Below are 23,945 nucleotides of genomic sequence, written 5' to 3'. Positions count from 1 at the left end.
TTCAAAGCCACAAATCACCAATGGGTGTTTGCGGGCTGAAGTGGTGCTGTATTTGTGCCTGTAGCAGTTCCGCGGTGGCAATGGCATCTACTAAAGCGTTATGGGCGGCATAGTGAGGCAGCCCGTAGCGCTTTCGGCTGTCTCCAAGGCGTATGGAAATTGGCTCTCCTCCCACTAGGCGTTTAAAGAACGAAGGCTGTCGGTCCGGATGCAGGTAGGCCTCTATGGCCATGGTGTCGATAAGAGGGAAGCGAATTCCTTCATCGAGTCGATATTGCAATGCCACATTCAGGAATGGCCGTTCGATATGCCTGTAGTGCACAACGGGAATGCGGCCATTCAGACTGGCAAAGACCTCTTCCAGTATTTCTGATAAATCCGGCGCATCGCTGATATCGGCATGGGTGATGCCGTGGAAGGTAACCGATGTCTGGTGCAGGGGCAGTCTTGGGCGCACAATCCAGTGTTTGGCCTGATTAAGCAGAACAGCGTCCAGCGTAAAGGGCACCAGCCCGATACTGACGATTGAGTGAGCTTCTGCATCAAGGCCAGTGGTTTCAAAGTCCAGGGCCACCATGGCTACTTCAGAGACAGGCGTGTTCTCAGAAACGCAGCCAGCTTCGTAAAACGCTTTAAGTACGGGCGCTTGGGCACTTTCCGACAGGGCCTTGTATTGTTCTGGCCATGGCAGGGATTTAATAGTGTCTGGCAGGGGTTGGTTGTCAGACATGCCGCGTCGCCTGAGAGTTGTAGCGGAATCTCAGGAATTTTTGTGCGTTGCTCACAACCTGGAATGCGTCCTTCAGATGGCTGCGTTCAAACGGCGACAAATCTTCCGGCCGCACGTTGTTATCTGGCTCCTCTCCAGCTTCCAGAGCCAGCGCCTGATGGCGAATACGCACAATAGAAATGAACTCCAGTGCATCCCGCAGGTTGCTCAGATCGTCTTCCATGATCAGCTTGGTTTTTCCGATGCTTTTCAGCCTTTCAAAAGAGTTCTGTGCCTGTGAACCCGAAGCCAATGCGTGAATGCGGATCAGATCGGACAGCGGGGCGGTACCCCGGCGTTTCAGGTTGAAGGTTTTTTGATGCTTGCCGTCTTCTTCAAGTACGAAGGTGCGGAAGAATCCAAGCGGCGGTGTTCGATTGAGTGCGTTGCGCGCCATAAGAGTCAGGAACAGTTGGCTGCTGCTGGCTTTTTGGGCGACCAGAGCTTTCAATTCTTCGGCATATTCCGTACGGCCATAAATGCCGTCCAGATCGAAAAAGATATTGCTGTTCAGCAGGGCTACTGCCTTGGGGTTTTCAATCCAGTCGGTAAAGTAATCGCGCCAAACCTTCAACGGCTGACGCCATTTTGGGTTGGTGGCCATAATGTCGCCGGTGCAGTAGGTGTAGCCACATTGTGCTAGCCCATCAGACACAAATTTTGCCAGTGCGAGGAAGTACTCGTCGTGTTCTTCTGGCACAAAGCTGTTGTCCAGAATCATGGCATTGTCCTGGTCTGTCACCACCAGTTGCTCGTCCCGGGCCATGGAACCCAGTGCCATGAAGCAGTAGGGAACCGGCGGCGGCCCCAGTTTTTCCTCACCCAACTCCAGCAAGCGCTGAGTGAAGCTTCGGCCAATGCCTGCCATAGCACTGCCTATCATGTGTGAATTGGCGTCCTCATTCACCATACGCACAAAGCTGTCGCGGACATCCTTGCTGATTTTCTTCAGGGCTTTCACATCTTGCTGGTGGAAGATGTTACTCACCAGATACAAGCTGCTCTGACTTTCGTAACGCACAATGTCTGCAAGGGCGATTACGCCACGAACCTCGTCTCCGTCTATTACCGGCAAGTGATGCACATTGTTGTGCAGCATGGTGAGCATGGCTTCAAACACATAGCTGCTGGCCCGAATGGTAATCAAGCCTGTGGTCATGATATCGCTGACAGGTGTTTCGGAGGGCAGCGCTTCGGTTACCGCCCGTGTGCGCAGATCCCGATCGGTGATGATGCCCACCAGCCGCTCCCTGTCGCAGGTGCCACCGCACTCTTCATCCATCAACAGCAGAGCGGATACGCCCTGATCTGTCATGATTCGCGCAGCTTCCTGCAGCCTCACAGTGGTGGGTGCCGAGACGGTTTCTCTGGAAATAAGACGGTTAACGCGGGATGTCATCAGAGCGTTGGATTTTTCCCGGCGGGAAACGGCTGAACGCAAACGGCTGCGATCTTCTATCTCCACAAAATCTGCAAAGTTCTCATCGTTTTCAAACAAATAATGAAAGGTTTCTGCCGTAATGCGATAGAGCAGGCTGTCCTCCAGTGCCCGGGCAGGAAACCTCACCTGGCCACGCATAAGCAGGCCAAACTGGCCAAAAATCTCGCCTTCACCTATGCGGTTATAGAGCTCGCCTGAGCGGCGAAAAATTTCCACGGCGCCGCTGCGTACATAATACATGCGAGTACTGGTTTGCCCGGTTTCGGTTATCTGGGTTCCTGCCCGCACATAGCTGATCTCAATGTTGGCAGTAAGCTCGTTAACCAGCTCCTCAGGCATTTCATCAAATGGAGCATGCTGGATGAGGTGGTTGCGGATATCGATCAGTTCAGCCTGCATGCTGTCTCCCGGATGGAATTTGAAAGCGCTTGAGCAAAACTATAGCAGAAGCCGACGGATGATCGGCGGAGCCTGGCCCGAAAACCTGAAACCAACTCTTTCTCCCCGCAACAGAGCAGCGTTTAGCTAAGTGTTTGTCCCTAGAGCAGCCCTATAAGCCTGATCAAATTGACGGGTGTCAAACCAGGATTGCTTTGTGTAGCTATGGTTAGCTTGCTATTCGCATGAGTATCATTAATTCAAGTTGTTGATACGTTGGAGAAAGTTATGAAACAGCAGCGCAAGCTCTACCTCGCAATTGCCTTGATCAGCAGTGGCTTGGCGGCAACATCAGCTTCCGCAAAAACAGTGGAAGTGCCTGATCTGGATATCGATACCTATGGCTGGGTGAATATGGCCGTGATGTACGGTGACACGGGCTACGGTTCAGAAACCTATCTAGTGGATAACAAATACGCCTCCAGCCGTTTCGGTGCAAAGATCAGTAAGGAGGTAGAAGATCTGGGTGTGCGGATTGGTACTCATCTTGAGTTTGAATACCAGCACAACGATTCGAGCAAAGTCACGCCAGACAACCGCTCTATAAACGGCGAGTTGGAAGAGCGCCATATTAATCTGTTTGTTGCGGGTGATTTTGGTCAGGTTTCAATTGGTCAGGGGTCTGGCGCCGCTGATGGTAATACTGAAATTGATCTTTCTGGCACCAAGGTGGCGGCTTTCTCTAACCTGGGGCTGATGGGTGGTGCTTTGCCCTTTGTGGCTAAAGATGGCTCAGGTAATGATGTAAAACTGATTCAGGCCCTGCACAATCAGGACTTTGAGCAGCGATACGACCGCGTGCGTTATGACAGCCCCCAGATAGGCCCCGTTACCGTTTCTGTGAGCCAGGGGTACAAGCAAAAGAGCAGCGGTACCGGCAGTGATGACGTTACCGAGTTGGCAGCGAAGGTAACTTTGCCACTGGCGGGAAAGTTGGCTGCGGGTGTTGGTTATTCACGTAAGGACGTTGGCGGTGCCGTGGATAAGCTCGAGATTTATGGTGGGTCTGTGTCCTGGTTGCACACCAGTGGCTTTAACCTGGGGGGTGTTTATTCCATGCAGGATGACAAGGCACGAACCTCCTCGGATTTTTATATGGTCAAAACCGGGTACAAAACCGGTAACCATGCGGTTGCGATTCACCACGCTGTCGGTGAAGACCGCACAGACTATACGCCAGCGCCGGTGACGGATAGCGAGGCCAAAGCCTATGGCATCAGCTATGTTTATACACCAGCAAAGTGGCTGGATATGTACGCCGCGTTCAATAACTACCAGTTAAGCGCTAAAGAGCGTAGCTACGATGACATCAACATTGCCATGACTGGTATGCGCGTTAAGTTCTGACCCGCGTTTCGGAACGGGTTTTCTCTTGGTTTTGCCCCGTTCGCGGGGCTTTTTGCTTTTCGGTAGGGACGCCAGTTAGCATGCGTTTCTCGATTCTGGAGATAAAACACAATGCATACGTTGGTTCTTGGTGGTATTCGCTCGGGTAAAACCGCGTTGGCAGAGAGACTGGCTTCAGAGACAAACAACTCGGTGGTTTATCTGGCCACAGCAACCGCCGGAGACGACGAGATGCGTGCCCGCATTCAGCGCCATCAACAGCATCGCCCGGATGGTTGGGGGCTTGAGGAAGAGCCGCTGGCTCTGGCCCAGGTGCTTGCCCGCCAGGCGAAGTCCACGCATGCGCCGTGCATACTGATTGACTGCATGAGCCTGTGGGTGAGCAACCTGCTGCACGCCGGAGAAGAAACCTTTGCCCGGGAACGGGACGCGTTTTTAGAACAGGTAAGCCTTTATCCTGGCAAGCTTGTCATAGTCAGCAATGAGGTGGGGCTGGGTACGATCGGAATGGACCCGCTCACCCGGCGTTTTGCGGATGAGCTGGGTTGGCTGAATCAGGCGCTGGCCGCTGTGAGCGACAAAGTGGTAATGAGTGTCGCTGGGCTGCCTATGGTGTTGAAGCCTTGAGTGACCCGTGGGCTACAAGGCTTTGGAAAACCCCGTGAGCCGATGTGTCCACCTGTATTCTGCTACGGCAGGCATAGGGCGTGGCCACACTGGAGAAGGAATGTTCCAGTGGAATGTTCATCACATCTGCGATTACCATCCTTATCACGCCACCATGGCAAACGATCAGGACCTTTTGGCCCGCAAGCTCTTCCCGCCAATGGTGCCAGCTTTCAGAAACGCGGCGATTGAAGTCCTTGGCCGTTTCACCGCCGGGAGGCGTGTAGGCAACCGGGTTCGCCCAGAACTGGCTGAGCCTCTCGCCATCGTTGGCCATCACCTCATCGGCTGTGCGCCCTTCCCATTCCCCGAAGTTAATCTCCCGCAAACGTTCGTCCTTATGCAGGGGGATTCCGCGGTTATCTGCGAGTTCCTGCGCAAAGCGAACGCAGCGCAGCATGGGGGAGGTAACTATGGCATCCCAGCGGTCACTTTCAGTCACTGCGCTTCGCATCTGCTGCCAACCCGCCTCGCTTAGCGGGTCGTCTTTGCTGCCGCGATACATGGGGCCGCCTTCCGGCTCGCCGTGGCGAATCAGGTCAAACACGGATGTGCTATCAGCCATGGTGCCTGCCCTCTTTCATTGCGGATCTTTATTGCTAACGCCAGCGTCTTCAAAGCTGGCCATTTTGTTGTGTAGCTCACAGGCCATTCTCAAGAGCGGAATGGCGACAGCTGCCCCGCTGCCTTCACCGAGCCGCATGCCAAGATCCAGCAAGGGCTCGGCATCTAGTGCGCCAAGAATAGCTTCGTGGCCAGGCTCAGCGGAGCGGTGGGCAAATAGCAGCCAAGGGCGGATGTCTGGCTGCTGGCTTACCGCAAGTAACGCTGCGACAGAGGCAATATACCCATCGACCAACACCGGAATGGATCGCGCTGCGCAGCCGGCAAAGGCGCCCGCCAGAGCGGCTATTTCAAAGCCACCAAAGGCCTTGAGTACGGCTATGGCATCCTCGCCATCGTCATCGTTATCGTGGCGCTGAATCGCCAGGATGATGACTTCCGCTTTGTGGCGCACGCCCGCCATGTTCAGGCCAGTGCCAGGACCAGTGAGTTTCATGGGGTTTTTGCTCATCAGCGAACTGGCAAGAGCCGTGGCGGAGGTGGTGTTACCTATGCCCATTTCGCCGCCGATGAATAACTGGCTGCCTTTGTCTGCCGCGCGCTGGGCGGCGGCATCGCCGTGGCTGAGCGCGGCGCATAGCTGCTCAGTCGTCATGGCATCGGCTTCTGAAAAATTACGGGTGCAGGGGGCGATGTGAGCATCAACCACACCGGGTAAGTTGGGCTCAACATCCGCAACCGTGCCCAGGTTAACAACTTCCAGTTCTGCACCCAGAGATTTGGCCAGCACGCTTATGGCCGCGCCGCCATTGGCAAAGTTGGCAATCATCTGAGCTGTAACCGCTTGGGGATAGGCCGAAACGCCCTCCTCACAAATGCCATGGTCACCCACGAATACACTGATCTGAACGCGATCAACTGCTGGCGTGACGGTGCCCTGCAACCCGGATAGTTGAACCGCCACGTTCTCAAGCCGGCCCAGCGAGCCTGCGGGCTTAGTCAGAACGCTTTGGCGCTGTGCGGCTCGTTCAAAAAACTGCGCGTCGGGTTGCTGGGGAGGGGTAGTCCAACTGCTGGGGAACGACATTTCACATACCTTCAGACATCAATAAACCGTAATGCGGGGTGCTGTTACGGTGATCAGGGCTTGGGTTTTATAGAGTGTGGGGCGGGATCATACTCCGACTGGGTGGAATGAGGTAGGCTTGACGGCTTCATCGATTGACCGGCTCGGGATCACCAGTGCTGCTATTCGCTCCTTTGATTGTGTTTGTACTTGCCCTCGTCCTTGATCATCTGTTTGGCGAGCCGCGTCGCCTGCATCCGGTGGTTGGGTTCGGGCACTTGGTAAACGCCGTTGAAAAGCGATTTAACACCGCTTCGAATCAATCCCGGCGAAGTCTGGTGGCCGGTCTGTTTTCCGTGTTTTTGCTCACCGCGCCTTTTTTGGGCGTGGCGATCTGGGTGTCTGCCACTCTTGATGGCTGGCTGTTGGTGTTGATTCAGTCGACAACCCTTTGGCTTGCCATGTCCCTCCGCGGGTTGGCGGAGCATGGCAAGGCGGTGGCTGAGCCATTGCAGGCCGGCAACCTTGAAAAAGCTCGTGACCAGGTCGGCCGTATTGTCAGCCGTAAGGCGAGTGCGCTGGATGAGGAGGGCGTGGCTGCAGCGGCGACTGAGTCCATGCTGGAGAACGGAGCCGATGCCGTGTTTGCCAGTGTGTTCTGGTTCCTGGTTGCAGGCATTCCGGGTGTGGTGTTGCACCGCATGGTGAATACCCTGGATGCCATGTGGGGCTATCGCAACCCGCGATTTTTATATTTTGGCCGAGTGGCAGCACGGCTGGACGACCTTATGGGCTGGGTGCCTGCGAGGCTGACGGCCCTAACCTATATGTTGCTGGGCAATCGCAAACTGGCCTGGTGGTGCTGGAGAAATCAGGGGCCGCAGTGGGATAGCCCGAATGCCGGCCCTGTTATGGCGGCGGGTGCAGGTGCTTTGGATGTTCGGCTTGGCGGGGCCTCGCCTTACCCTTCAGGTATTAAACATCGCCCGATTCTGGGCGGTGCTGAGAATGCGAGCGCCGCCAGTGTGGAAGCCGCGATCACACTGGTACGGCGAGGCGTCTGGCTCTGGCTTGGGGTGGTGCTGATGATCACAGTGTTTTTATTGATTGCGGTGCATTCATCATGATGCTGGAGCATGGCGGGCGCTTGAACAACGCAGCAGAACGCTGGGGAATTCCCCGTTCGGAATGGCTGGATCTGTCTACCGGCATTAACCCCAATGGCTGGCCAGTGCCTGAAATACCGGCAGAGCTTTGGCAAAGGCTGCCCGAAGCCGATGATGGGCTTGAAGAGGTTATTCGCAAGTGGTCTGGGGCGCCTCCGGAAGCGGCCTGTGTGCCTGTGCCGGGCAGCCAGGCGGCAATCATGGCGCTGCCACGATTACGCAAACCCTGCCGTGTGGGTGTGCCTGTGCTGGGTTATCGAGAGCATGGGCAAAGCTGGCGAAAGGCTGGCCATACAATTGTGTCGATTGGGCCTGAGCAAACCCGTTGCGGTACTTCCGGTTGTGATGATCGTTGGTTAGACCAGCTGGATGTGCTGGTGTGGATTAACCCCAATAACCCCACCGGTGAAATCGTCCCACCTTCGACCCTCTTGCGCTGGCATCGGCGGTTGCAGAAACGCGGTGGCTGGCTGGTTGTTGATGAAGCGTTTATGGATGCTACGCCGGCATTCAGCTTGGCATTCCGTGCCGGTTTGCCAGCTTTGGTTATTCTGCGTTCGCTGGGAAAGTTTTTTGGATTGGCGGGCGTGCGGGCTGGTGCTGTGCTGACGGATTCAGTGGTTGCTGATGTTTTAAATGCAGAACTCGGCCCTTGGCCGCTTGGCGGGCCTGTTCGTTTTGTGATGCAACGGGCACTGGAGGATCACGAGTGGCAGCAAAGTACCTTGCATCGATTGCGCAGCGACTCTGACAGGTTGAGGGTGTTGCTTCAAGGTGGTGGGTTTTCGGCTTTTGGCAGCAGTCCATTGTTTCAGACTGTAAGGGTCGGCCGGGCGAGTGCGCTGGCACAAGCGTTTGCCCGTAGCGGTGTGTTGGTCCGTTGTTTTGCGCAGCCAGAAATGCTGAGATTTGGACTGCCGGGCTGCAGTCAGAATTGGGAGCGCTTGGCTGAAGTGATAAAGGCAGCGGCTCAATGACCCGCCACTGCCTACAGTCTTGCTTCGTTTATGGGGTTACTGCTACTTCCGTGTCATTGCCTGTTTCGATGAAAGCAACGGCAATGGGCAGTAGCTGTGTTTCCACAAAATCGACCTGTTGATCGGTGGACGTATCAAAGATACGAATGCCTTGAGCACTGGTGTTGGCATCACCCACCCACAGGGTGCCTTCAGGGCTCAGATCAATGGTTCTGAAATCTCCACCTGTCAGGCCAGAAATATCTTCAAGACTGCTCGCGCCCACGGATGGATCGAAGCGCTGCAACGAAACATTCTGCCAACCTGAGTAGTTGAGAATGTATGCGTGTGTAGGACTGACAAACACAGCGTTGTTGATCTGTGAGGCAATCTCGTCGTCCGCAACTAAAGAACTGACGGTATAGGTATCAGGGTCAACAATGTCGAGACCTGTACCAGTGAATGGCGAGCTGAATCCGCCTCGATTAACCACCACTAGGCCAAGCCCTTCAACATGTTCAATGCGCGTCGGGTTGAGGCCTTTCAGGGCGATCCCGTTCAGCCCATCTGTGTTTCCTGAGTTAGTATCGATTTCCGTGTCGGTTGTTGTGTCGAAGACCGCGACATAGGCTGTGTTTGTCGGCTTATAGTCGCTACCCAAACGCTCAAGAGTAATAAAGAGTTTGCTTCCAACAATCACCCCAGAGGACATGTTCGGTGCTCCGGTTGTGTTTTGAGGTATGTAAGCGGACAAATCCAGTTCACCAATATAGAACTCTGATTCATTGGCGGCTGAGGGGTTTACGATCCATGCGGTGCTAGCGCCATAGCGGATGAGATACGCCTTTTGCTCATTAACAAAGACCAGCTGATAGGGATTTGATGAGCCGGTAGCACCTGGTGCCAGTGTGGAGTAGTCCCAGGTAGCGATGGCCGGATCTTTGATATTGACCTTCTTGATGGTATCAATGAAAAATTTACCAATCAGATAGTAGTTTTCACCGTAGGCATTCACAGTAATATCGGACGGCCCTGAAAAATAACCACCGGAAGCCTCTATATCGTCTTTGCCCAGTTCAGCCAACTCGACTTCGCCAGACAGGTAATCACTCGACGCAGTCGCGATTGCGGCAACGTACTTTGTATTTTCATCGATCTCGATGCTGCCACTGTTGCTTGAGCTTCCGCCACAGGCAGTAAGTGTGGCAGACAGGGCAAGCACGAAGGGTAGAGCGAATCTACGGAAGTGCAGTTCAGTTTTCATGATGGGTTCCTTGGTTCCTGTTTAGATAAGGTCTTTCTTTTTGGTTTGCGTAATTAGATATTCGCCGATCAAAAAATGTGCTTCACATTCACAAACCAACTCCTTCCCGGACCGGGGAAACGGCTAAAATCCTGATAGATTTCGTCAGTTATGTTTTGAAGCTCCAAAGTGATCTCGCTCTCGCTACGGTTGGGCCATATTTTCGTCCAGCTTGCCGAGGCGTTTACAAGGGTGCGGGGGTCAGCCATGAGCCTGTTGGCGGCGTCATAATAGAGTTTGTCGTCATAGTTGTAGGAAACGTCAAAGCGGAGAGGCCGGATATGCCAGCGGCTGCCGGCAACGAATGACTCATGGTAGATGCCGGGAAGTCGTTGCTCGAACCGATCTCTGACGCTGTCATCGGTGTTTTCAGATTCCTGAAGTGTTACGTTGCCGTACAGCTCCCACCAGTGATAGATGCGCCACAATGCATCTATTTCTGCGCCGTATATTTCTGCGGATAAATTGGTGTAGCGGCCAACGCCGCGGGCGTCGTAGATCGCGGCAACTGCAGGGTCAAGCTCACGATAGAACCCTGTTAATTCGGCGTGCCCCCAGCCCCGGTCTGTGCGCAGAGTTATTTCGTAGTTCTTCGACTCTTCGGCTTCAAGATCGGGGTTGCCGACGAATAACCCCTGCTGACCATAGAGCTCCTGCAGAGTTGGAACACGAACTTGTCTGGATAACGCCCCAGAAACTTCCCAGTTGCCGGCAAAGTAATGGCTCAACCCCAGTTGCCAGCTGTTGTAGCGATTTGTACTGGAGGTTTGCGTGACGGTGCCATTGCCGAGTGCTTCATCGGAATCGTCGTCAATGCGGTACTGTCGCAGAGATACCTGCGAGCGCCAGCGGTTGTTGGAACTGAGCCACTGGTGGGAAAGCGCGCTGGCAATTTGCAGGCGGCCTCTTTCGTCAGGCAGATCCGAGCTGAGCTTGTCGTTCTGTCGGTAGTCGTATTTTGCCACATCGATAGCGGCGGAAAGCGTGTGGTTACCCAACAACCAAGTGACGGTATTGGCCATTCCAAGCTGTTTTGTGCGGGTATAGACGTCGGTTGTGCCCAGCCCGACCAGCCCTGTTCTGTTGTTGTAACGCTCGTTGGCATCCGACCATATCACTCGGTGGCTGGAGTGAGCCTGGCCATCCATCCAGCCTTGTTGCTGATAGTGCAATTGGGTGCGTAGGGTGTCGTTGGCTAAAAAAGCTTTGTTATTTTGCCAGTTCTGAATGCTTGGAACGCCCTGCTCGTTGTCGTTGTACTGAATCAGCGCGTCCAGCTTGCTGGTGTTGTTGATCTCCCAGCCCAGCTTAGTACTGACAGCATCCTGCTCGTAATCAGCATTCCGGCGTTTTGTCGTGGCGCCATCGTTCGGATTGAACCATTCGCGGCTGTTGGGGTACTCAAAATCGTTGTTACTGCTCTGCCGATCCAGCGATACCCAATAATAAAAATCTTCGTGGCTGCCACTGTTGAACAGGCCCATCTTGTAGGTGTCAAAAGAGCCTGCACCCAAGTTAATGCGGGTGGTGTCTTCGATGTCTTTGCCCAGGGTTTCCATTACCACCACGCCACCAATACCAGCCTGAGCAAACTGCGCAGGTGCGCCGCCAGGGTAAACCTGAATTCGGCTGATGTCGTGAAGCCCTAGCTTGCCCATATCCACCCCGCCCGTTACTGGATCGTTGAGCAGCATGCCGTCAACCACAACCTGAACCTGGCGTGCGGTGGAACCCCTAATGGATACAGACGAATAACTACCCAAGCCGCCACTCTGGCGAATCTGAACGCCCGTCTGATTGCTAAGTACATCAGCTAAGTTTGCAGTGCGATTTTCATATTCTGAGCGGGGAATTACGCGTACAGGCCCGGTTGCCTTGGAGGGATCGATAGTTGATGCAGCGTTAGCCGGGGCGCTTTCCACAATAATAAACGGCGCAGCGTCATCCGCGTTTGCGGCAGCCAGGGGCAAAAGAAATAGCAGGCAGTAAAAACGACGCATTAGAGCAGTTAACCATGGCCAAATGAGCTATAAACCACAGCCAAAGAAAATCGCTTCAGCTGCGAGAACAGCTATCATCAGGAGGTTTAGCGCCAACACGAGCAGGCAAAAACTCCGCGGTACCAGCCCTCCGCCAGTACTCACTGATAGCCGGTAGCAGGCCGGTCTCCGGGCTTGCGGCTGGCGATGTCGCCAGAGTAGGATGCGCTCGCGTCAGCCAGAAGCCTAGACCTGATCCTGCTCATTGCCACTTACCGTTGCGGGGGCAGCGTCGGACTTTAACCGAACTTCCCAGTTTCACCCTGCGCTCAATAATACGATAACGTATATTGCGCCTCGGGCACCTGCTACGGATAGAACTTGGCGCATAGTCTAGGGTTCCGTTTTATGTCAGTCAATTAATGTTATTTGTGACACCGGGTCTGTCATTTTGGCAGCAGCCAAAGGGATGAGTTGTTAATGATATTTCGTGCTTCTTTGTTGTTTTTCGCGCTTATTAGCGGCGCGTTTGCAGACGTTTGTGCGACGGATGATGCCGGTCAACCCCTTTGTCTGGCGGCGCCTGCACAGCGAATTGCTACTTTGTCGCCGGGCGCAACCGAGCTTACGTTCGCAGCCGGGGCGGGCGACAAGGTAATCGCGGGTGTTAATTACAGTGATTATCCTCCCGCCGCACTCAAGCTCCCGCGGGTTGGCAATCATACGCGGATAGATCTGGAAGCCCTTGTGGCGCTTAAGCCGGATTTGGTGATCACTTGGGTAACAGGAAATCCCCCGGCCCAGATTGAGCTTTTGGAGGCGTTGGGGATTCCTCAGTTCGCCATAGAGCCTCGAACTTTTGAAGGTGTTTCCAGTGTTCTCGAGAGGCTTTCTACTCTTGCGGGTACAGAGCAGGCTGGGTTTGCGGAAGCGGAACGTTTCAGAAAGGGCATTGCGGATATTGCTGACGAGTATCGCAACGCGGAGCCGATACCGGTTTTTTATCAGGTGTGGGAGCAGCCGCTGATGACCATCAATAATGATCATTTGATTGGTAAGGTTCTGCAGTTGTGTGGTGGCGTTAATGTGTTTGGCGATATGCCACGTTTAGTGCCAAGAATCAGTGCAGAAGTTGTCCTGAATGCCAACCCCCATGCCATTCTCACGGGGAGTGTAGATGGCGAAGCCGATGAACAACTGGATCGCTGGATGGAGTATTCCGAGTTGAGTGCGGTGGTTCGGGATAACCTTATTTTTGTTCCCGCCTCCCCTATTTCCCGGCCCACGCCCAGGCTACTCGAGGCCAGCAAGCTGATTTGTGAAAAGTTGGACGTTGCTCGTGGGCATTGATGACGTGGGTGAGCACCTGTGGGCGGGTAGCCAGTGACCCGCTCACTTCTGGGTCTTGGCGTGATGGCACTGGCAGCCATGATGCTGGCTTTGGCAATGGGCAGTGTGACCGTTTCGCTGCCTGATCTTTGGCAGGTTGTTCAGGGCGACGGCAGCGCATTGCATCGTACGCTTGTTTGGGAATTACGGCTGCCCCGTGCAATCGCGGCATTTGCGACCGGGGGCTTGTTGGCTGTAGCGGGTGCATTGATGCAGGTATTGCTGCGCAACCCACTTGCTGATCCATACATTCTGGGGCTGTCGGGTGGTGCCGCAGTAGGTGCGTTGCTGGCGATGCTTGCCGGGATGGGAACGCTGTTAATCTCCGGCTCGGCTTTTGCCGGCGCCATGTTGGCAACCATGTTGGTGTTTGGTCTTGCCCATGGAACCGGTAGCTGGACACCTTCCCGCTTGCTGCTAACCGGGGTTGTGGTGGCTTCCGGTTGGGGGGCTGTGATCACACTCATGTTGGCAATTACTCCCTCGCACAAACTGCCCGGCATGCTGTATTGGCTGATGGGGGATGTTTCCTATGCTCGTACACCCTGGCCGGCCTTTGTGGTGCTGGTTGTCTCCATAGGGTTGATTATGCCGCTTGCCCGGAATCTCAACGTATTGGCGCGGGGGCCTATGCAGGCTGCCGCTCTGGGTGTGTCTGTGCGGCCGCTGGAATGGGTGGTGTATTTACTCGCCAGCCTGCTGACTGCAACTGCAGTGACGACCGCAGGGAGTATTGGTTTTGTAGGGTTAATCGTGCCCCACATGCTCCGACTGGTACTGGGTAATGACCAGCGCATCATCTTGCCTGCCAGCGCTCTGGCCGGTGGCACGTTGCTGGTGCTGGCAGACACTTTGGCGCGTACGGTGATTGCGCCCGAACAGTTGCCAGTTGGCGTGATAACCGCATTGCTGGGTGTGCCCATGTTTCTCTATCTGTTGCACCGGAGCCGCTGATGAGCACGCTGAGAGCCCGCGAACTGATCATCAACATACCGGGGCGCCCTGACGGCTTTGCTCTGAATATGACAGTTGAGCCGGGCCAGATCTGGGGTGTGCTAGGTCCTAACGGTGCTGGGAAAACCACATTACTGCATACCCTCGCGGGTTTGCTTCCTGTTCGCAGTGGGCAGGTGGTGCTGAATGACTCACCTTTAAAGGAACTCAAACGCCGGGATATTGCACGGCGATTGGGCCTGGTGTTCCAGGAGCGTCAGGACACGTTTCCGGCAACGGTGATGGAAACGGCCCTGATTGGCCGCCATCCCTGGTTGTCGCCCTGGGAAAGTGAGCAAGGCGAGGATCAGGCGCTTGCAGAGCAGGCGCTGGCGGCACTGGATGTCGATAACTTGTCTGATCGCTTGTTGAATACCTTGTCGGGCGGAGAGCGCCAGCGTGTGGCAGTTGCCACCTTGATGACCCAAAACCCGGACATCTGGTTGCTGGATGAACCCACCAACCATCTGGATCTGCACCACCAGGTAAAGGTGATGAATCTGCTTCGAAACCAGGCAGAGTCTGGAAAAGCTGTGTTTATGTGCTTGCACGATCTCAACATGGCGGCGCGCTGGTGTAGCCATGTTCTGTTGCTGTACACCAATGGCGATGCCTGCTGGGGGGCGACAGACAGCATGTTGGTCCCGGAAGCCCTGGAACGTTTATACAACCAGCGCCTTATCGCCCTGGAAAAAGACGGACTGTCGGTGTTTGTGCCGGCTCAATAAATTAACGTTGATGTGAGGCAATCGCCATGAAAGAACGCGCAAAAGACCCCGAACGCCACGCCAAACGCATGGCAGCCAAACAAAAAATCATGCACGAACGCATAGCCAACGCCCAGAAAGAACAGGGCATATTGCTGGTATTGACCGGCCCGGGCAAAGGTAAGAGCAGCTCTGGTTTTGGCATGGTGGCTCGTTCTTTAGGCCACGGCATGAAAGTAGGCATTGTGCAGTTCATCAAAGGTGCGTTCAGTACCGGTGAAGAAGCCTTCTTCCGGGATTTGCCCAACGTGGACTATCACGTAATGGGGCAAGGCTACACCTGGGAAACGCAGAACCGGGAGCAGGATGTTGCGGCGGCCAATGCCGCCTGGGATATTGTCGCCGGCATGCTGAAAGACGACAGCTACGATCTGATTTTGCTGGATGAACTTAATATCGCATTGAAGTACGACTACATCGACCTGGACCGTGTTCTGGACGATTTGCAAGCACGGCCAGAGATGCAGCACGTGGTGGTAACTGGAAGAAGCGCCCCGAAGGAGCTGATCGATATTGCCGATACAGTGACTGAAATGGGCGTAGTGAAGCACGCTTTTGAGGATCAGGGCATCAAGGCCCAGAAGGGTGTCGAGCTTTAAATTATGATCACTCTGATGATCCAGGGCACCACGTCCGACGCCGGGAAAACCACGGTTGTCGCCGCCCTGTGTCGCTGGCTGGCACGTCAGGGTGTATCAGTCGCACCGTTCAAGCCACAAAACATGGCGTTGAACAGTGCGGTTACGGTGGATGGCGGTGAAATTGGCCGCTCCACCGCGTTGCAGGCCTTGGCGTGTGGCCTTGAACCCCACAGCGACATGAACCCGGTTTTGCTGAAGCCTCAAAGTGACTGCGGTGCTCAGGTGATTTTGCGTGGGCAAGTGCACGGCAATATGGATGCGCTGGATTATCACGCCTACAAGGCCGAAGCTATGGCATCAGTGATGGCCAGTTGGCGGGCGCTGAGCGAGCGTTGCGATGTGATCATTGCGGAAGGTGCCGGCAGCCCGGCCGAAATTAATCTGCGGGCCAACGACATCGCCAACATGGGCTTTGCGGAAGCAGCGGATTGCCCCGTACTGTTGGTAGGTGATATCGATAAAGGCGGTGTTTTCGCACAGCTGGTCGGCACCGTGGAGCTGCTGTCTGAAACCGAGCGGGCGCGAACAGCAGGCTACATCATCAATCGCTTTCGAGGCGATATTGCGCTGCTGGAACCGGGGCTCGACTGGCTCGAAACCCGCACGAGCAAACCGGTGTTCGGCGTACTGCCGTACCTTCACGGGCTGGTAGTGGATTCCGAAGACAGTGTCAGCACTGAAGGAAGTAGCGAACCCGGGGCATTGAACGTGGTGGTGCCGGTGCTGCCGCGCATCAGCAACCACAACGACTTTGACCCGTTGCGCCTGCATCCGGGAGTAAACCTCACCTTTGTCGGCCCAGACCAACCTATACCCCCCTCTGATTTGATTATCCTACCGGGCAGTAAAAGCACCCGTCACGACATGCAGTGGCTGAAACAGCAGGGCTGGCCGGATGCTCTGCGCAAACACCTGCGCTACGGCGGCAAGGTGTTGGGAATTTGTGGCGGCTTCCAGATGCTGGGGCAATGGGTAGAAGATCCTGACGGCCTTGAGGGTGACGTCGGCCGCACAGAAGGCTTGGGTTTGCTGGAAATGAACACGCGAATGGTGCCTGGTAAGCAGCTGAAGCAGGTGTCCGGCACCCTAGCGCCCAGCGTAGCCGGGTCGACGACAAGTGTGACCATGCAGGGTTATGAAATGCACAACGGCGTGTCCGAAGGCCCAGCACTCGCTCGCCCTTTTGCGGAACTGGAAGGCCGGCCCGACGGCGCCGTTAGTCATGATGACCAAATAGCCGGCACATATGTGCATGGCTTGTTCGATGCGCCCGAAGCATGCGATGCCATCTTGGCGTGGGCGGGGCTGAATCAGGCAGTTGCGCAAGCGGTGGATTACCAGAGCCACCGGTTACAGCAGTTGGACCGTTTGGCCGATCAAGTAGAAACGTGTTTGGATACCGACCGGCTAAGGAGCCTGCTGCAGATATGAGCAACCACAATGACCCGTTCACCGAAGCCCAGCGAGAAGGGCTGTACCGGGCTATTTTTGAACGCCGTGACGTGCGCTCGCAGTTTCTGACCAACCGCATTCCGGACGATGTCTTAGCCCGAATCCTGACGGCTGCCCATCACGCGCCGTCGGTAGGCTTTATGCAGCCGTGGGACTTCATTGTCATCGACAGTTTGTCGGTGCGAGAGCGGGTTCTGGCCAGCTTCAATGAAGAGAACGCCAAAGCCGCTGATAACTATACCGGTGAGCGCAAGGAAACCTATCGTAGCTTAAAGCTCCAAGGCATTATCGAAAGTCCAATCAACCTGTGCATCACCTGTGACCGTTCCCGGGGTGGTCCTCATGTTTTGGGCCGAAACTCCATCATGGAGATGGACCTGTTCAGCACCTGCCTGGCGGTACAAAACCTCTGGCTGGCGGCGAGGGCGGAAGGCATAGGTGTGGGCTGGGTCAGTATTTTGGACCAGGATCGGTTGTCGGATATTCTGCAATTGCCGGAGCAGGTTTACCCCTTGGCGTATCTTTGCCTGGGCTATGTCAGCGAGTTTCTGGATCAACCAGAACTTCAGGCCAAAGGCTGGCGATCACGTCTTCCCCTGGAAGAACTGGTGCACGGAAATGGCTGGGGTAAGCCGGTAGATCAGACTGGCCTGACTGAGCAATTAAAGAAAGTCTGAACGTCAGACCGTGATTGGCGCCAACGCCTTTACCAGCACCTGCAACTCACGCGTGATGGCAATCAACTCCTTCAACAACTGAGGATTCACATCCATATGTCCTTCGTATTCCGCCAAGTTGCGGGCCGAATGGCATTTATCCAGTACCCGCCATTTCGCATTCGGCAAACCGACCGTGTGTTGCAGGCATTGAAATACAATGTAGCGGCTTTCCGAACGGTAGCCGTGCCAGCGGAGCGCGGCGAGTGATAGAGCATGCGCAGGTCCGTGGATTAGCTGTTGAAGTTGAGCTCGAGGCGGGGTTGTTCCATCACCCGGGTAACAAAGCTTTGGTTGTCAGCAATGCGCTTCTCGAATTCATCGGGGGAGTATAACGTGGGATTGATGGTTCGTTGAAGCTGTTGCTCTGCAGGCGCAAGCAGTTCCATGATGTCGCTGTAGCTGAGATCGTGGCCGACCAGCATCAGGTCTATGTCACTTCCTGCATGAGCTTCGCCTTTGGCGACAGAGCCATAGATAAAGGCTTGTTCGAACGAATCGGCAACCGGCAGCAGTGCATTTGTCAGAATCTCAGAAACGCCAAAAGTTTTCTGAACGATATGGATCAGCTCATGAAAGATCGGGTTGTCCCGGTTTGCCTGATAATGGTTTTGGTTGCCTTGGCGGGTCATAACCACCAGTCCAGAGTCGGTAAGCTTGGTTAGCTCCCGAGCCACCGAGCCGCGGCCAACCTGAGCCAGCCGCACCAATTCGTTTAGGTATAGGCTTTGATCTGGCTGGCCATACAGTAGAGTGAGTACACGCTGCTGGGTTTTGGTAAACAGGGCATCGCCAATGTTGGTTACGGGCATGGTAGGCTCATTTCACGGACTCAATATGGGTACTTTAGTCCCCATATTGGGGTTCATCAAGCCCTAAATGGGGTTGTTGAGGCCCAATTAGGGCTTTGCTGGGGTGTTTATGGAGTTTTCTGAATTATATCAGCAGGCAGTCGCTCGAAAAGGTGGCGAGGAAGCCGTGAAGGCACTGCTGCCACCATTGCCGAAGCGCGCGCGGCTGATGGAGGTTGGCGACGACCGTTACCTGTCCGAAATCACCCGCTGTATTTTCAAGGCGGGTTTTGTCTGGCGTGTAATCGAGAATAAGTGGCCAAGTTTTGAGGCGGCCTTCGAAGGTTTCGTGCCCGCCTACTGGCAGCAAGTTCCACCAGAAGTTTTGGAAAGACTGGCCGAAGATACGCGGGTTGTTCGTAATATGCAGAAGATTCGCACGGTGCCTGAAAACGCCCGGATGATTATGGAAGTGGCGCAAGACTACGGTAGTTTTGGGCAGTTTCTAGCGGAATGGCCCAGTGAGGATCAGGTTGGCCTGCTAATGTATTTGAAGCGCAACGGCGCCCGGCTGGGCGGGAATACGGCCCAGTACTTTTTGCGCCGGGTGGGTTGGGATGGCTTCATCCTGTCCCGCGATGTGGTGACCGCATTGACCCGCGCCGATATTCTGGACGCGTCACCCACCAGCAAAAAAGGGCTGGCCCAGGCTCAAGATGCGTTCAATCAGTGGCACCAGGAAACCGGCCTGCCCATCAGCCACTTATCCCGAATCGTCTCGTTCACCGTGGATAACGACTAAGTTGGCCACATCTCACAGGAACATCAGCAGCACCAACTCGCAAAACACCACACTCGCCCCCAGTGCGTCGCCGGTGTAACCACCTAATTGCCGCTGCAAGTACCAGCCCCACAGTAAGGCTACCATGAGCACAGCGGTTAAGGCGCTAAGCCAAAGCCCCGGCAACCAAATGCTGAATACGAGTGAAATCAGGGCAGTAAATGCACAGCTGGTCAGTAAGCGTTGGCGGGAAAAGGTCTCTGCTACGGGCTTGCTTTTGCTTTTATCCGGGTCTGTTACATAGGGCATAAAGGCCATCAGCAGTAGGGGTGTTACACGGCTGATAGCGGGCGCTACCAGCAATGCCAGCCAGATTGATCTCACATCCATCAGCAGCGCAGCTTTCAGGCCTAAAGCCATCACCAAAGCCACGGTGCCGTAGGTGCCAATACGGCTGTCTTTCATGATCTCCAGGCGCTTTTCAACTGTGTAGCCGCCACCCAGTGCATCTACGCTGTCAGCCAGGCCGTCTTCATGGAAGGCGCCGGTGATAAACAGGTGAAAGCACAGCACCAGCAGTACGCAGACCATTGGGCTCCAAGCCAAACTGAGCAGTGCGAATAGACCGGCGTACAAGGCACCTAATAGCAGGCCTACGACTGGAAAGTACATACTGCACTGGTTCATCAGTTTCTGGGAATAATCGATGCGCACCAGCATGGGAATGCGGGTGAGAAAGCCAACGGCTAGCCAGAAGGCTTGCCATTCGTGCTGCAGTACTGAACGGGAAGGCGATGGGGCTGCCTCAGCAGGCTGGCCGTCCATCATTTGGTCATCCACACCATGATTACTCATGCCTCAGTCTCTTGTATTTTTTGCTTCCGTGATTGTTCGGAGCCCCGCCACCCTGTGAGTGCGTCCAGTCCAGCAACCAGTAGAGCGGCGGTACCGGCACCGGCCAGAGTGAGCACAATGCGTGTAAAGGTTGCGTAACCCGGATCCTGGGTTGAGAGCGCGCCGGCAATCAGCGCCATGGCGACGGAAAGGCCATATTGATACACCATGCTGGGATGCTTTCCGTGCAGCATCAGGTGCCCAAGCCACAAACCGCCAAGAAAAATCAGGCCTAACAGGATGGGCAAGTGCGAAGACAAGGTGAACAGCCAAAGCACCGCAAGCCCGACGGCGCTGCCGTAGAAGGTTGCCAGTACCCGTTGGTGGGCTTCGTAGAACACAGCGTGGCGGGTTGGGAAAACCAGCACCATGGCCGCAATCACCGCCATCATCATATCGGAGGGCTGCATTACGGAGTAGAGCCAGAACGACAGGCACATCAGCACCGTGGCTCTGATGGCAGCACCCAGGGTGACATTGCCGTCTGTGGGCACAGGCTCGTCTACATGCTGCTCACGGGTTCGTGCCGGGAAAAGTGCATACACAAGCGGCCCCAGCACTAAACCCACCAAAGAGGCCTGAACAAATCCGTCACGCATAGCCTCTACCGTAGCGTTACCGTGCATGCCCATAACTGACATGAGCACGGCAACAACGACAATCAGCATGCCCGCCTGTGCGCCGGACTGCAGAATCATACGGAAGCCGGCAAAGTAGGTTAGCCACATGGCCCCTACATACACTAATGGCATGGGGCGCAAGGTTTCTACAAACCAGGTCATCAGATAGACCATCAGGATGAGCGCAATGGGCCCACCAATGGCTTTGCCCGGGCTGAAGGCTTTACGCTGAGCGGCAATCAGGCCAACCGGCAGCGCTGCAATAATCGGCGGCAACGCAGGATTGATCAGTGGAATGGCGGCGTAGGCCAGCATGCCAGTGACACCCAGGCGCACAGCGTAAAGCGGGTCGTCAGCTTCGTTGGGACGGGGGGTTACGTACATGGTGTACGCCTCAATACAGGTAGCTGAACCAGGATCTCACGCGTTGAAACCCACGGGCGATCAGGGCAATTGGGTTGCTTGTTCCGTTGGCAAATACCACCGCATGCACCTTGCCACCTACGCGCACTTGCCGCGGCCAGTTGTCTTGCGAGCCTTTCAGCTCAATTCTCACTGGAATACGTCGCGCGGGTTCAAACCAGCGATTGGAGGCTTCGTTAACCACCAGACCGCCTTGAACGTTGCGCCCCGGATTAATGCCCCAGGCAATGCTCTGTACACGGCCTTCGAAGATAGTGCCGGGTACGGCATCAAAAAGCAGGTGCGCTGTGTCACCGGGTTCGATGCTTTGAAGCTGGTTTTCCCGCAGATCTACGGTGACCCAAGCAGCCTCCGCATCAATAAACGTCAGCGCCGGGTTGCCTGCACCGATAAACTGGCCCTTTGCCAGAGTCATGTTGGTCACTACGCCATAATGGGGTGCTCGTACCCTTGTGGATGCAAGGTCATACTGCACGCTTTCCAGTTGTGCCTGTGCCGCGAGGATGGAAGGATTGTCTGCACCTTTTGGGCCGAGCTGCTTGCGGGCACTTTCCAAATTGGCTTCTGCAGTACTGAGTTGTGCTTTGGCATCCGCAACTTTGGCCCGTGCTGCATCACCTTGCGCAACCGGCACTATGCCGCGTTTTTCCAGGCGCAATGTGCGGTCTGCGTCTGTAAGGGCCGTATCAAGGTTGGTTCTGGCTTGGGTAACGCCAGCTTGGGCGGCTACCAGTGAGGCGGCTGAGGCATCTATACCCTGAACGGTGCTGGCCAGATTGGCTTCCGCCTGTCGAAGCGCCAGTTCAAACGGCCGGGGGTCGATGGCAAAAAGCGGATCACCAGCCTGCACCACAGCGTCGTCTTGAACCATCACTTCGGTAATGTCACCGGAAACCCGGGGTGCAATTTGAACAACATGGGCCGAAACAAAACCTCGCGACGATGACGGTGCCAGTCGGTCGCTCAACGCGTAGGTGACCGCAAGGATAATAAGGAGCAGAACAACACCGATAGCGATGGTTTTTGCAGGGTTCTTGGTCGGAGCTTGTTCGTCGATCTCGCTCATTCGGTGTTCTCCCGGGGAGTCATTGGGCTTGTCCATACTTTTCAGCCGATACGAAAATAGGGTAGCACCTGCTCAAAATTGGCGCGAGACGCTTGAGGTAAATGAAAGGCTTTGATTTGAAATGGCTGAGCCTGGTGCCTTGGACTACACTTTTAGGATGAAGACGATTCACGCCAGTAAGGCGAAAGATTCATGATCAAAGAGATCGGCCTACGGCCGCATTACACCGACTCTGATTATTTTTTCAAAAAACTGGCCTTGGGCATTCCCGGCGTACTCTTTACCTATTGGAAGAGTGCAGACGCGAAGACGCATAAGTACCTGTTTGTCAGTGATCAGGTGAGTGACATTCTTGGGCTTGATCCTGACATCTTGCGTGAAAATGCCGATTCGATGTTTTTAACGGTTCACCCGGAGCAGATCGAGGGTGTAGAAGCCAGCATTGAAGAATCCGCTACTGCTCTCAAAAGCTGGTGGTATCAAGCCCGGATGAAAGTGAGAGCGGGGCACTACGAGTGGTTCGAAGCCCAGGGAACGCCAGAGCGCCAGGTTGATGGAAGCATGGTGTGGTATGGCCAGCTGCATAACATTCAGCATTATAAAGATCTTGAGTGCACACTCAGAGCACGCGAAGCGGAATCTTCCTTCCAGGCCGATTTTCAGAAATTGATCGCCAAGCTGTCAACGCAGTTTATCAACCTGAGCTTTGGCACCATTGATCAGTGCATCAATGAGTTATTGAAAGCCATTGGCGGCTTTTTTGGGGTGGACAGGGCCTACTTGTATGAGTTTTCGCAAGACCATCGTGTGATGGATAACACTCACGAATGGTGCTCTGAAGGTGTGCCGGCCCTCATCGATAGCCAGCGCAATGTGCCGACCGAAGATTTTGATTGGTGGCAATGCAAAATCGACGAAATGGTCAGTGGCAACCGGGTCATTTTTGTTGAGGAAATTGAGCAGATTCCTGCCGGCCCCGAGCGCACGATGCTGGAAGAGCAGGGAGTGTGTTCAATGTTTTGTGTGCCGGTTCGTGTGAGGGGTGTGGTTACAGGTTTTTTTGGCGTAGATTCCATTCGTAAACGTATTTGGCGTGAAGACCAGGCAGACCTTCTTATTATCGTATCCAGCCTGCTGTCGGGAGCACTTGAACGCCACCGGCTTGAACGGGAGCTGCTAAACCAGTCTATCCGAGACCCCCTGACCAAATTGCATAATCGTCGCTATCTGATGCCCAGGCTTCATGAAATGCTGAGCCGTGCCAGTCGATATGAGGAGCACTTTACACTGGCCATGTTCGACCTCGATCGGTTCAAGCACATTAACGATTCTGTAGGCCATTTGGGAGGAGATGCCTGTTTGCGGAGTTTTGCCGAGGTTCTTCTTGAGCAAACCCGAGAGGCTGATGTGGTGGCGCGATTTGGTGGAGAGGAGTTTGTAGTAGCGTTCAGCGGCCTGAACGCAGCGGGTGTGCGTCGTATCGTAAGCCGTATTCTCTGTGCCGTGCGCAATCATGAGTTCGATCTGGAAGATCACACTGTGCCGTTAACCGTCAGCGCCGGTATTGCTGATATCAGTGAGCTAGATGAGTTTCCTGCTTCGCCTGACCCGCTGATCCGGTTAGCGGACGACAGGCTTTATGCAGCAAAGCAGGCGGGGCGGGACTGCCTTGTTGATGCATTAGGGGTATCGCGCATATAGGAAAAGAGAATTTCAT

General features: G+C 54.8%; 23 protein-coding genes and 1 riboswitch. Of the genes, 13 read left to right on the top strand and 10 right to left on the bottom strand.

Annotation, left to right across the window (positions count from 1 at the left end):
* Position 1: 1 nt before the first annotated feature.
* A complete protein-coding gene (locus tag Q0824_RS12525) occupies positions 2-730 on the bottom strand; it encodes a 3'-5' exonuclease (RefSeq protein ID WP_298451050.1) in 729 nt (242 codons plus the stop codon).
* Positions 723-2,609 (bottom strand): putative nucleotidyltransferase substrate binding domain-containing protein, encoded by a 1,887-nt coding sequence (locus Q0824_RS12520; RefSeq protein ID WP_298451046.1) that lies wholly within the window; start codon positions 2,607-2,609, stop codon positions 723-725. Before Q0824_RS12520 ends, Q0824_RS12525 begins: the two co-directional genes overlap by 8 nt.
* 267 nt (positions 2,610-2,876) lie before the next feature.
* Here Q0824_RS12520 and Q0824_RS12515 point away from each other — a divergent pair, with 267 nt between their 5' ends.
* Together Q0824_RS12515 and cobU are read left to right on the top strand one after the other, a co-directional pair.
* Entirely contained in the window at positions 2,877-3,995 is a 1,119-nt protein-coding gene (locus Q0824_RS12515; RefSeq protein ID WP_298451043.1) for a porin, read from the top strand.
* A gap of 111 nt (positions 3,996-4,106) precedes the next feature.
* Positions 4,107-4,622, top strand: coding sequence for a bifunctional adenosylcobinamide kinase/adenosylcobinamide-phosphate guanylyltransferase (cobU, locus tag Q0824_RS12510; protein WP_298451040.1), 516 nt, complete (start codon positions 4,107-4,109; stop codon positions 4,620-4,622).
* Here the strand turns inward: cobU and cobC are convergent.
* Both cobC and cobT read right to left on the bottom strand, forming a co-directional pair.
* Entirely contained in the window at positions 4,603-5,226 is a 624-nt protein-coding gene (gene cobC, locus Q0824_RS12505; RefSeq protein WP_298451037.1) for an alpha-ribazole phosphatase family protein, read from the bottom strand. The two genes, cobU and cobC, sit on opposite strands and share 20 nt — an antisense overlap.
* 15 nt (positions 5,227-5,241) lie before the next feature.
* A complete protein-coding gene (gene cobT / locus Q0824_RS12500; RefSeq protein ID WP_298451034.1) occupies positions 5,242-6,312 on the bottom strand; it encodes a nicotinate-nucleotide--dimethylbenzimidazole phosphoribosyltransferase in 1,071 nt (356 codons plus the stop codon).
* A gap of 158 nt (positions 6,313-6,470) precedes the next feature.
* On the opposite strand from cobT, the gene cbiB reads away from it, so the two are divergent.
* Positions 6,471-7,418 (top strand): adenosylcobinamide-phosphate synthase CbiB, encoded by a 948-nt coding sequence (gene cbiB / locus Q0824_RS12495; RefSeq protein ID WP_298451668.1) that lies wholly within the window; start codon positions 6,471-6,473, stop codon positions 7,416-7,418.
* Positions 7,415-8,434, top strand: a complete 1,020-nt coding sequence (gene cobD, locus Q0824_RS12490) for a threonine-phosphate decarboxylase CobD (RefSeq protein ID WP_366521658.1) — start codon at positions 7,415-7,417, stop codon at positions 8,432-8,434. Before cbiB ends, cobD begins: the two co-directional genes overlap by 4 nt.
* 28 nt (positions 8,435-8,462) lie before the next feature.
* Here the strand turns inward: cobD and Q0824_RS12485 are convergent, their stop codons facing one another.
* Positions 8,463-9,677 (bottom strand): hypothetical protein, encoded by a 1,215-nt coding sequence (locus tag Q0824_RS12485; RefSeq protein ID WP_298451032.1) that lies wholly within the window; start codon positions 9,675-9,677, stop codon positions 8,463-8,465.
* 68 nt (positions 9,678-9,745) lie between these two features.
* Positions 9,746-11,716 carry a TonB-dependent receptor gene (locus Q0824_RS12480; protein ID WP_298451028.1) on the bottom strand — a complete coding sequence of 657 codons (1,971 nt, stop codon included), beginning with the start codon at positions 11,714-11,716 and terminating at the stop codon, positions 9,746-9,748.
* 141 nt (positions 11,717-11,857) lie between these two features.
* Positions 11,858-12,079: riboswitch (cobalamin riboswitch) on the bottom strand.
* 96 nt (positions 12,080-12,175) lie between these two features.
* Here Q0824_RS12480 and Q0824_RS12475 point away from each other — a divergent pair.
* The 7 genes from Q0824_RS12475 to Q0824_RS12445 all read left to right on the top strand — a co-directional run bounded on the left by Q0824_RS12475 (position 12,176) and on the right by Q0824_RS12445 (position 17,863).
* The gene (locus Q0824_RS12475) at positions 12,176-13,045 is read left to right on the top strand and encodes a cobalamin-binding protein (RefSeq protein ID WP_298451026.1); all 870 of its coding nucleotides are present in this window, start codon (positions 12,176-12,178) and stop codon (positions 13,043-13,045) included.
* Between the two features lie 33 nt (positions 13,046-13,078).
* Positions 13,079-14,038 (top strand): iron ABC transporter permease, encoded by a 960-nt coding sequence (locus Q0824_RS12470; protein ID WP_298451024.1) that lies wholly within the window; start codon positions 13,079-13,081, stop codon positions 14,036-14,038.
* The gene (locus tag Q0824_RS12465; protein ID WP_298451022.1) at positions 14,038-14,805 is read left to right on the top strand and encodes an ABC transporter ATP-binding protein; all 768 of its coding nucleotides are present in this window, start codon (positions 14,038-14,040) and stop codon (positions 14,803-14,805) included. The genes Q0824_RS12470 and Q0824_RS12465 overlap by 1 nt, the downstream gene beginning before the upstream one ends.
* Before the next feature lie 26 nt (positions 14,806-14,831).
* Positions 14,832-15,443: a cob(I)yrinic acid a,c-diamide adenosyltransferase gene (gene cobO, locus Q0824_RS12460; RefSeq protein WP_298451018.1), complete on the top strand. Its 612-nt coding sequence runs from the start codon at positions 14,832-14,834 to the stop codon at positions 15,441-15,443.
* Between the two features lie 3 nt (positions 15,444-15,446).
* Complete coding sequence (locus tag Q0824_RS12455; RefSeq protein WP_298451016.1) at positions 15,447-16,916, top strand: cobyric acid synthase; 1,470 nt, start codon at positions 15,447-15,449, stop codon at positions 16,914-16,916.
* Complete coding sequence (gene bluB, locus Q0824_RS12450) at positions 16,913-17,614, top strand: 5,6-dimethylbenzimidazole synthase (RefSeq protein ID WP_298451014.1); 702 nt, start codon at positions 16,913-16,915, stop codon at positions 17,612-17,614. The genes Q0824_RS12455 and bluB overlap by 4 nt, the downstream gene beginning before the upstream one ends.
* 96 nt (positions 17,615-17,710) lie before the next feature.
* The gene (locus Q0824_RS12445) at positions 17,711-17,863 is read left to right on the top strand and encodes a hypothetical protein (RefSeq protein WP_298451011.1); all 153 of its coding nucleotides are present in this window, start codon (positions 17,711-17,713) and stop codon (positions 17,861-17,863) included.
* Between the two features lie 23 nt (positions 17,864-17,886).
* On the opposite strand, the gene Q0824_RS12440 is transcribed toward Q0824_RS12445, so the two are convergent.
* Positions 17,887-18,465, bottom strand: a complete 579-nt coding sequence (locus tag Q0824_RS12440; protein WP_298451008.1) for a nucleotidyltransferase domain-containing protein — start codon at positions 18,463-18,465, stop codon at positions 17,887-17,889.
* Positions 18,466-18,574: 109 nt separating this feature from the next.
* On the opposite strand from Q0824_RS12440, the gene Q0824_RS12435 reads away from it, so the two are divergent.
* Positions 18,575-19,246 (top strand): DNA-3-methyladenine glycosylase I, encoded by a 672-nt coding sequence (locus Q0824_RS12435; protein WP_298451005.1) that lies wholly within the window; start codon positions 18,575-18,577, stop codon positions 19,244-19,246.
* 12 nt (positions 19,247-19,258) lie between these two features.
* Here Q0824_RS12435 and Q0824_RS12430 read toward each other — a convergent pair whose 3' ends face one another.
* Genes Q0824_RS12430 through Q0824_RS12420 form a run of 3 tightly spaced genes read right to left on the bottom strand, consistent with a single transcriptional unit; the run spans position 19,259 to position 22,228 of the window.
* Positions 19,259-20,050, bottom strand: coding sequence for an adenosylcobinamide-GDP ribazoletransferase (locus tag Q0824_RS12430; RefSeq protein WP_366521662.1), 792 nt, complete (start codon positions 20,048-20,050; stop codon positions 19,259-19,261).
* Between the two features lie 26 nt (positions 20,051-20,076).
* Complete coding sequence (locus Q0824_RS12425; protein WP_298450999.1) at positions 20,077-21,123, bottom strand: FUSC family protein; 1,047 nt, start codon at positions 21,121-21,123, stop codon at positions 20,077-20,079.
* Between the two features lie 10 nt (positions 21,124-21,133).
* A complete protein-coding gene (locus tag Q0824_RS12420; protein WP_298450994.1) occupies positions 21,134-22,228 on the bottom strand; it encodes an HlyD family secretion protein in 1,095 nt (364 codons plus the stop codon).
* Positions 22,229-22,420: 192 nt separating this feature from the next.
* Here Q0824_RS12420 and Q0824_RS12415 point away from each other — a divergent pair, with 192 nt between their 5' ends.
* The gene (locus Q0824_RS12415) at positions 22,421-23,929 is read left to right on the top strand and encodes a diguanylate cyclase (RefSeq protein ID WP_298450991.1); all 1,509 of its coding nucleotides are present in this window, start codon (positions 22,421-22,423) and stop codon (positions 23,927-23,929) included.
* Positions 23,930-23,945: the final 16 nt, after the last annotated feature.

It is taken from the genome of uncultured Marinobacter sp. (assembly GCF_947488835.1).
GTDB lineage: Bacteria > Pseudomonadota > Gammaproteobacteria > Pseudomonadales > Oleiphilaceae > Marinobacter.
The sequence above is the reverse complement of the archived record's forward strand: the minus strand, read 5'-3'. Positions and strand labels throughout refer to the sequence as shown.

Excerpts from the sequence above, each read along its gene's own strand:
- Q0824_RS12525 (WP_298451050.1), bottom strand. The coding sequence starts at position 730 with ATGTCTGACAACCAACCCCTGCCAGACACTATTAAATCCCTGCCATGG.
- Q0824_RS12520 (WP_298451046.1), bottom strand. The coding sequence starts at position 2,609 with ATGCAGGCTGAACTGATCGATATCCGCAACCACCTCATCCAGCATGCT.
- Q0824_RS12515 (WP_298451043.1), top strand. The coding sequence starts at position 2,877 with ATGAAACAGCAGCGCAAGCTCTACCTCGCAATTGCCTTGATCAGCAGT.
- cobU (WP_298451040.1), top strand. The coding sequence starts at position 4,107 with ATGCATACGTTGGTTCTTGGTGGTATTCGCTCGGGTAAAACCGCGTTG.
- cobC (WP_298451037.1), bottom strand. The coding sequence starts at position 5,226 with ATGGCTGATAGCACATCCGTGTTTGACCTGATTCGCCACGGCGAGCCG.
- cobT (WP_298451034.1), bottom strand. The coding sequence starts at position 6,312 with ATGTCGTTCCCCAGCAGTTGGACTACCCCTCCCCAGCAACCCGACGCG.
- cobD (WP_366521658.1), top strand. The coding sequence starts at position 7,415 with ATGATGCTGGAGCATGGCGGGCGCTTGAACAACGCAGCAGAACGCTGG.
- Q0824_RS12485 (WP_298451032.1), bottom strand. The coding sequence starts at position 9,677 with ATGAAAACTGAACTGCACTTCCGTAGATTCGCTCTACCCTTCGTGCTT.
- Q0824_RS12480 (WP_298451028.1), bottom strand. The coding sequence starts at position 11,716 with ATGCGTCGTTTTTACTGCCTGCTATTTCTTTTGCCCCTGGCTGCCGCA.
- Q0824_RS12475 (WP_298451026.1), top strand. The coding sequence starts at position 12,176 with ATGATATTTCGTGCTTCTTTGTTGTTTTTCGCGCTTATTAGCGGCGCG.
- Q0824_RS12465 (WP_298451022.1), top strand. The coding sequence starts at position 14,038 with ATGAGCACGCTGAGAGCCCGCGAACTGATCATCAACATACCGGGGCGC.
- cobO (WP_298451018.1), top strand. The coding sequence starts at position 14,832 with ATGAAAGAACGCGCAAAAGACCCCGAACGCCACGCCAAACGCATGGCA.
- Q0824_RS12455 (WP_298451016.1), top strand. The coding sequence starts at position 15,447 with ATGATCACTCTGATGATCCAGGGCACCACGTCCGACGCCGGGAAAACC.
- bluB (WP_298451014.1), top strand. The coding sequence starts at position 16,913 with ATGAGCAACCACAATGACCCGTTCACCGAAGCCCAGCGAGAAGGGCTG.
- Q0824_RS12445 (WP_298451011.1), top strand. The coding sequence starts at position 17,711 with ATGTCCTTCGTATTCCGCCAAGTTGCGGGCCGAATGGCATTTATCCAG.
- Q0824_RS12440 (WP_298451008.1), bottom strand. The coding sequence starts at position 18,465 with ATGCCCGTAACCAACATTGGCGATGCCCTGTTTACCAAAACCCAGCAG.
- Q0824_RS12435 (WP_298451005.1), top strand. The coding sequence starts at position 18,575 with ATGGAGTTTTCTGAATTATATCAGCAGGCAGTCGCTCGAAAAGGTGGC.
- Q0824_RS12430 (WP_366521662.1), bottom strand. The coding sequence starts at position 20,050 with ATGGACGGCCAGCCTGCTGAGGCAGCCCCATCGCCTTCCCGTTCAGTA.
- Q0824_RS12425 (WP_298450999.1), bottom strand. The coding sequence starts at position 21,123 with ATGTACGTAACCCCCCGTCCCAACGAAGCTGACGACCCGCTTTACGCT.
- Q0824_RS12420 (WP_298450994.1), bottom strand. The coding sequence starts at position 22,228 with ATGAGCGAGATCGACGAACAAGCTCCGACCAAGAACCCTGCAAAAACC.
- Q0824_RS12415 (WP_298450991.1), top strand. The coding sequence starts at position 22,421 with ATGATCAAAGAGATCGGCCTACGGCCGCATTACACCGACTCTGATTAT.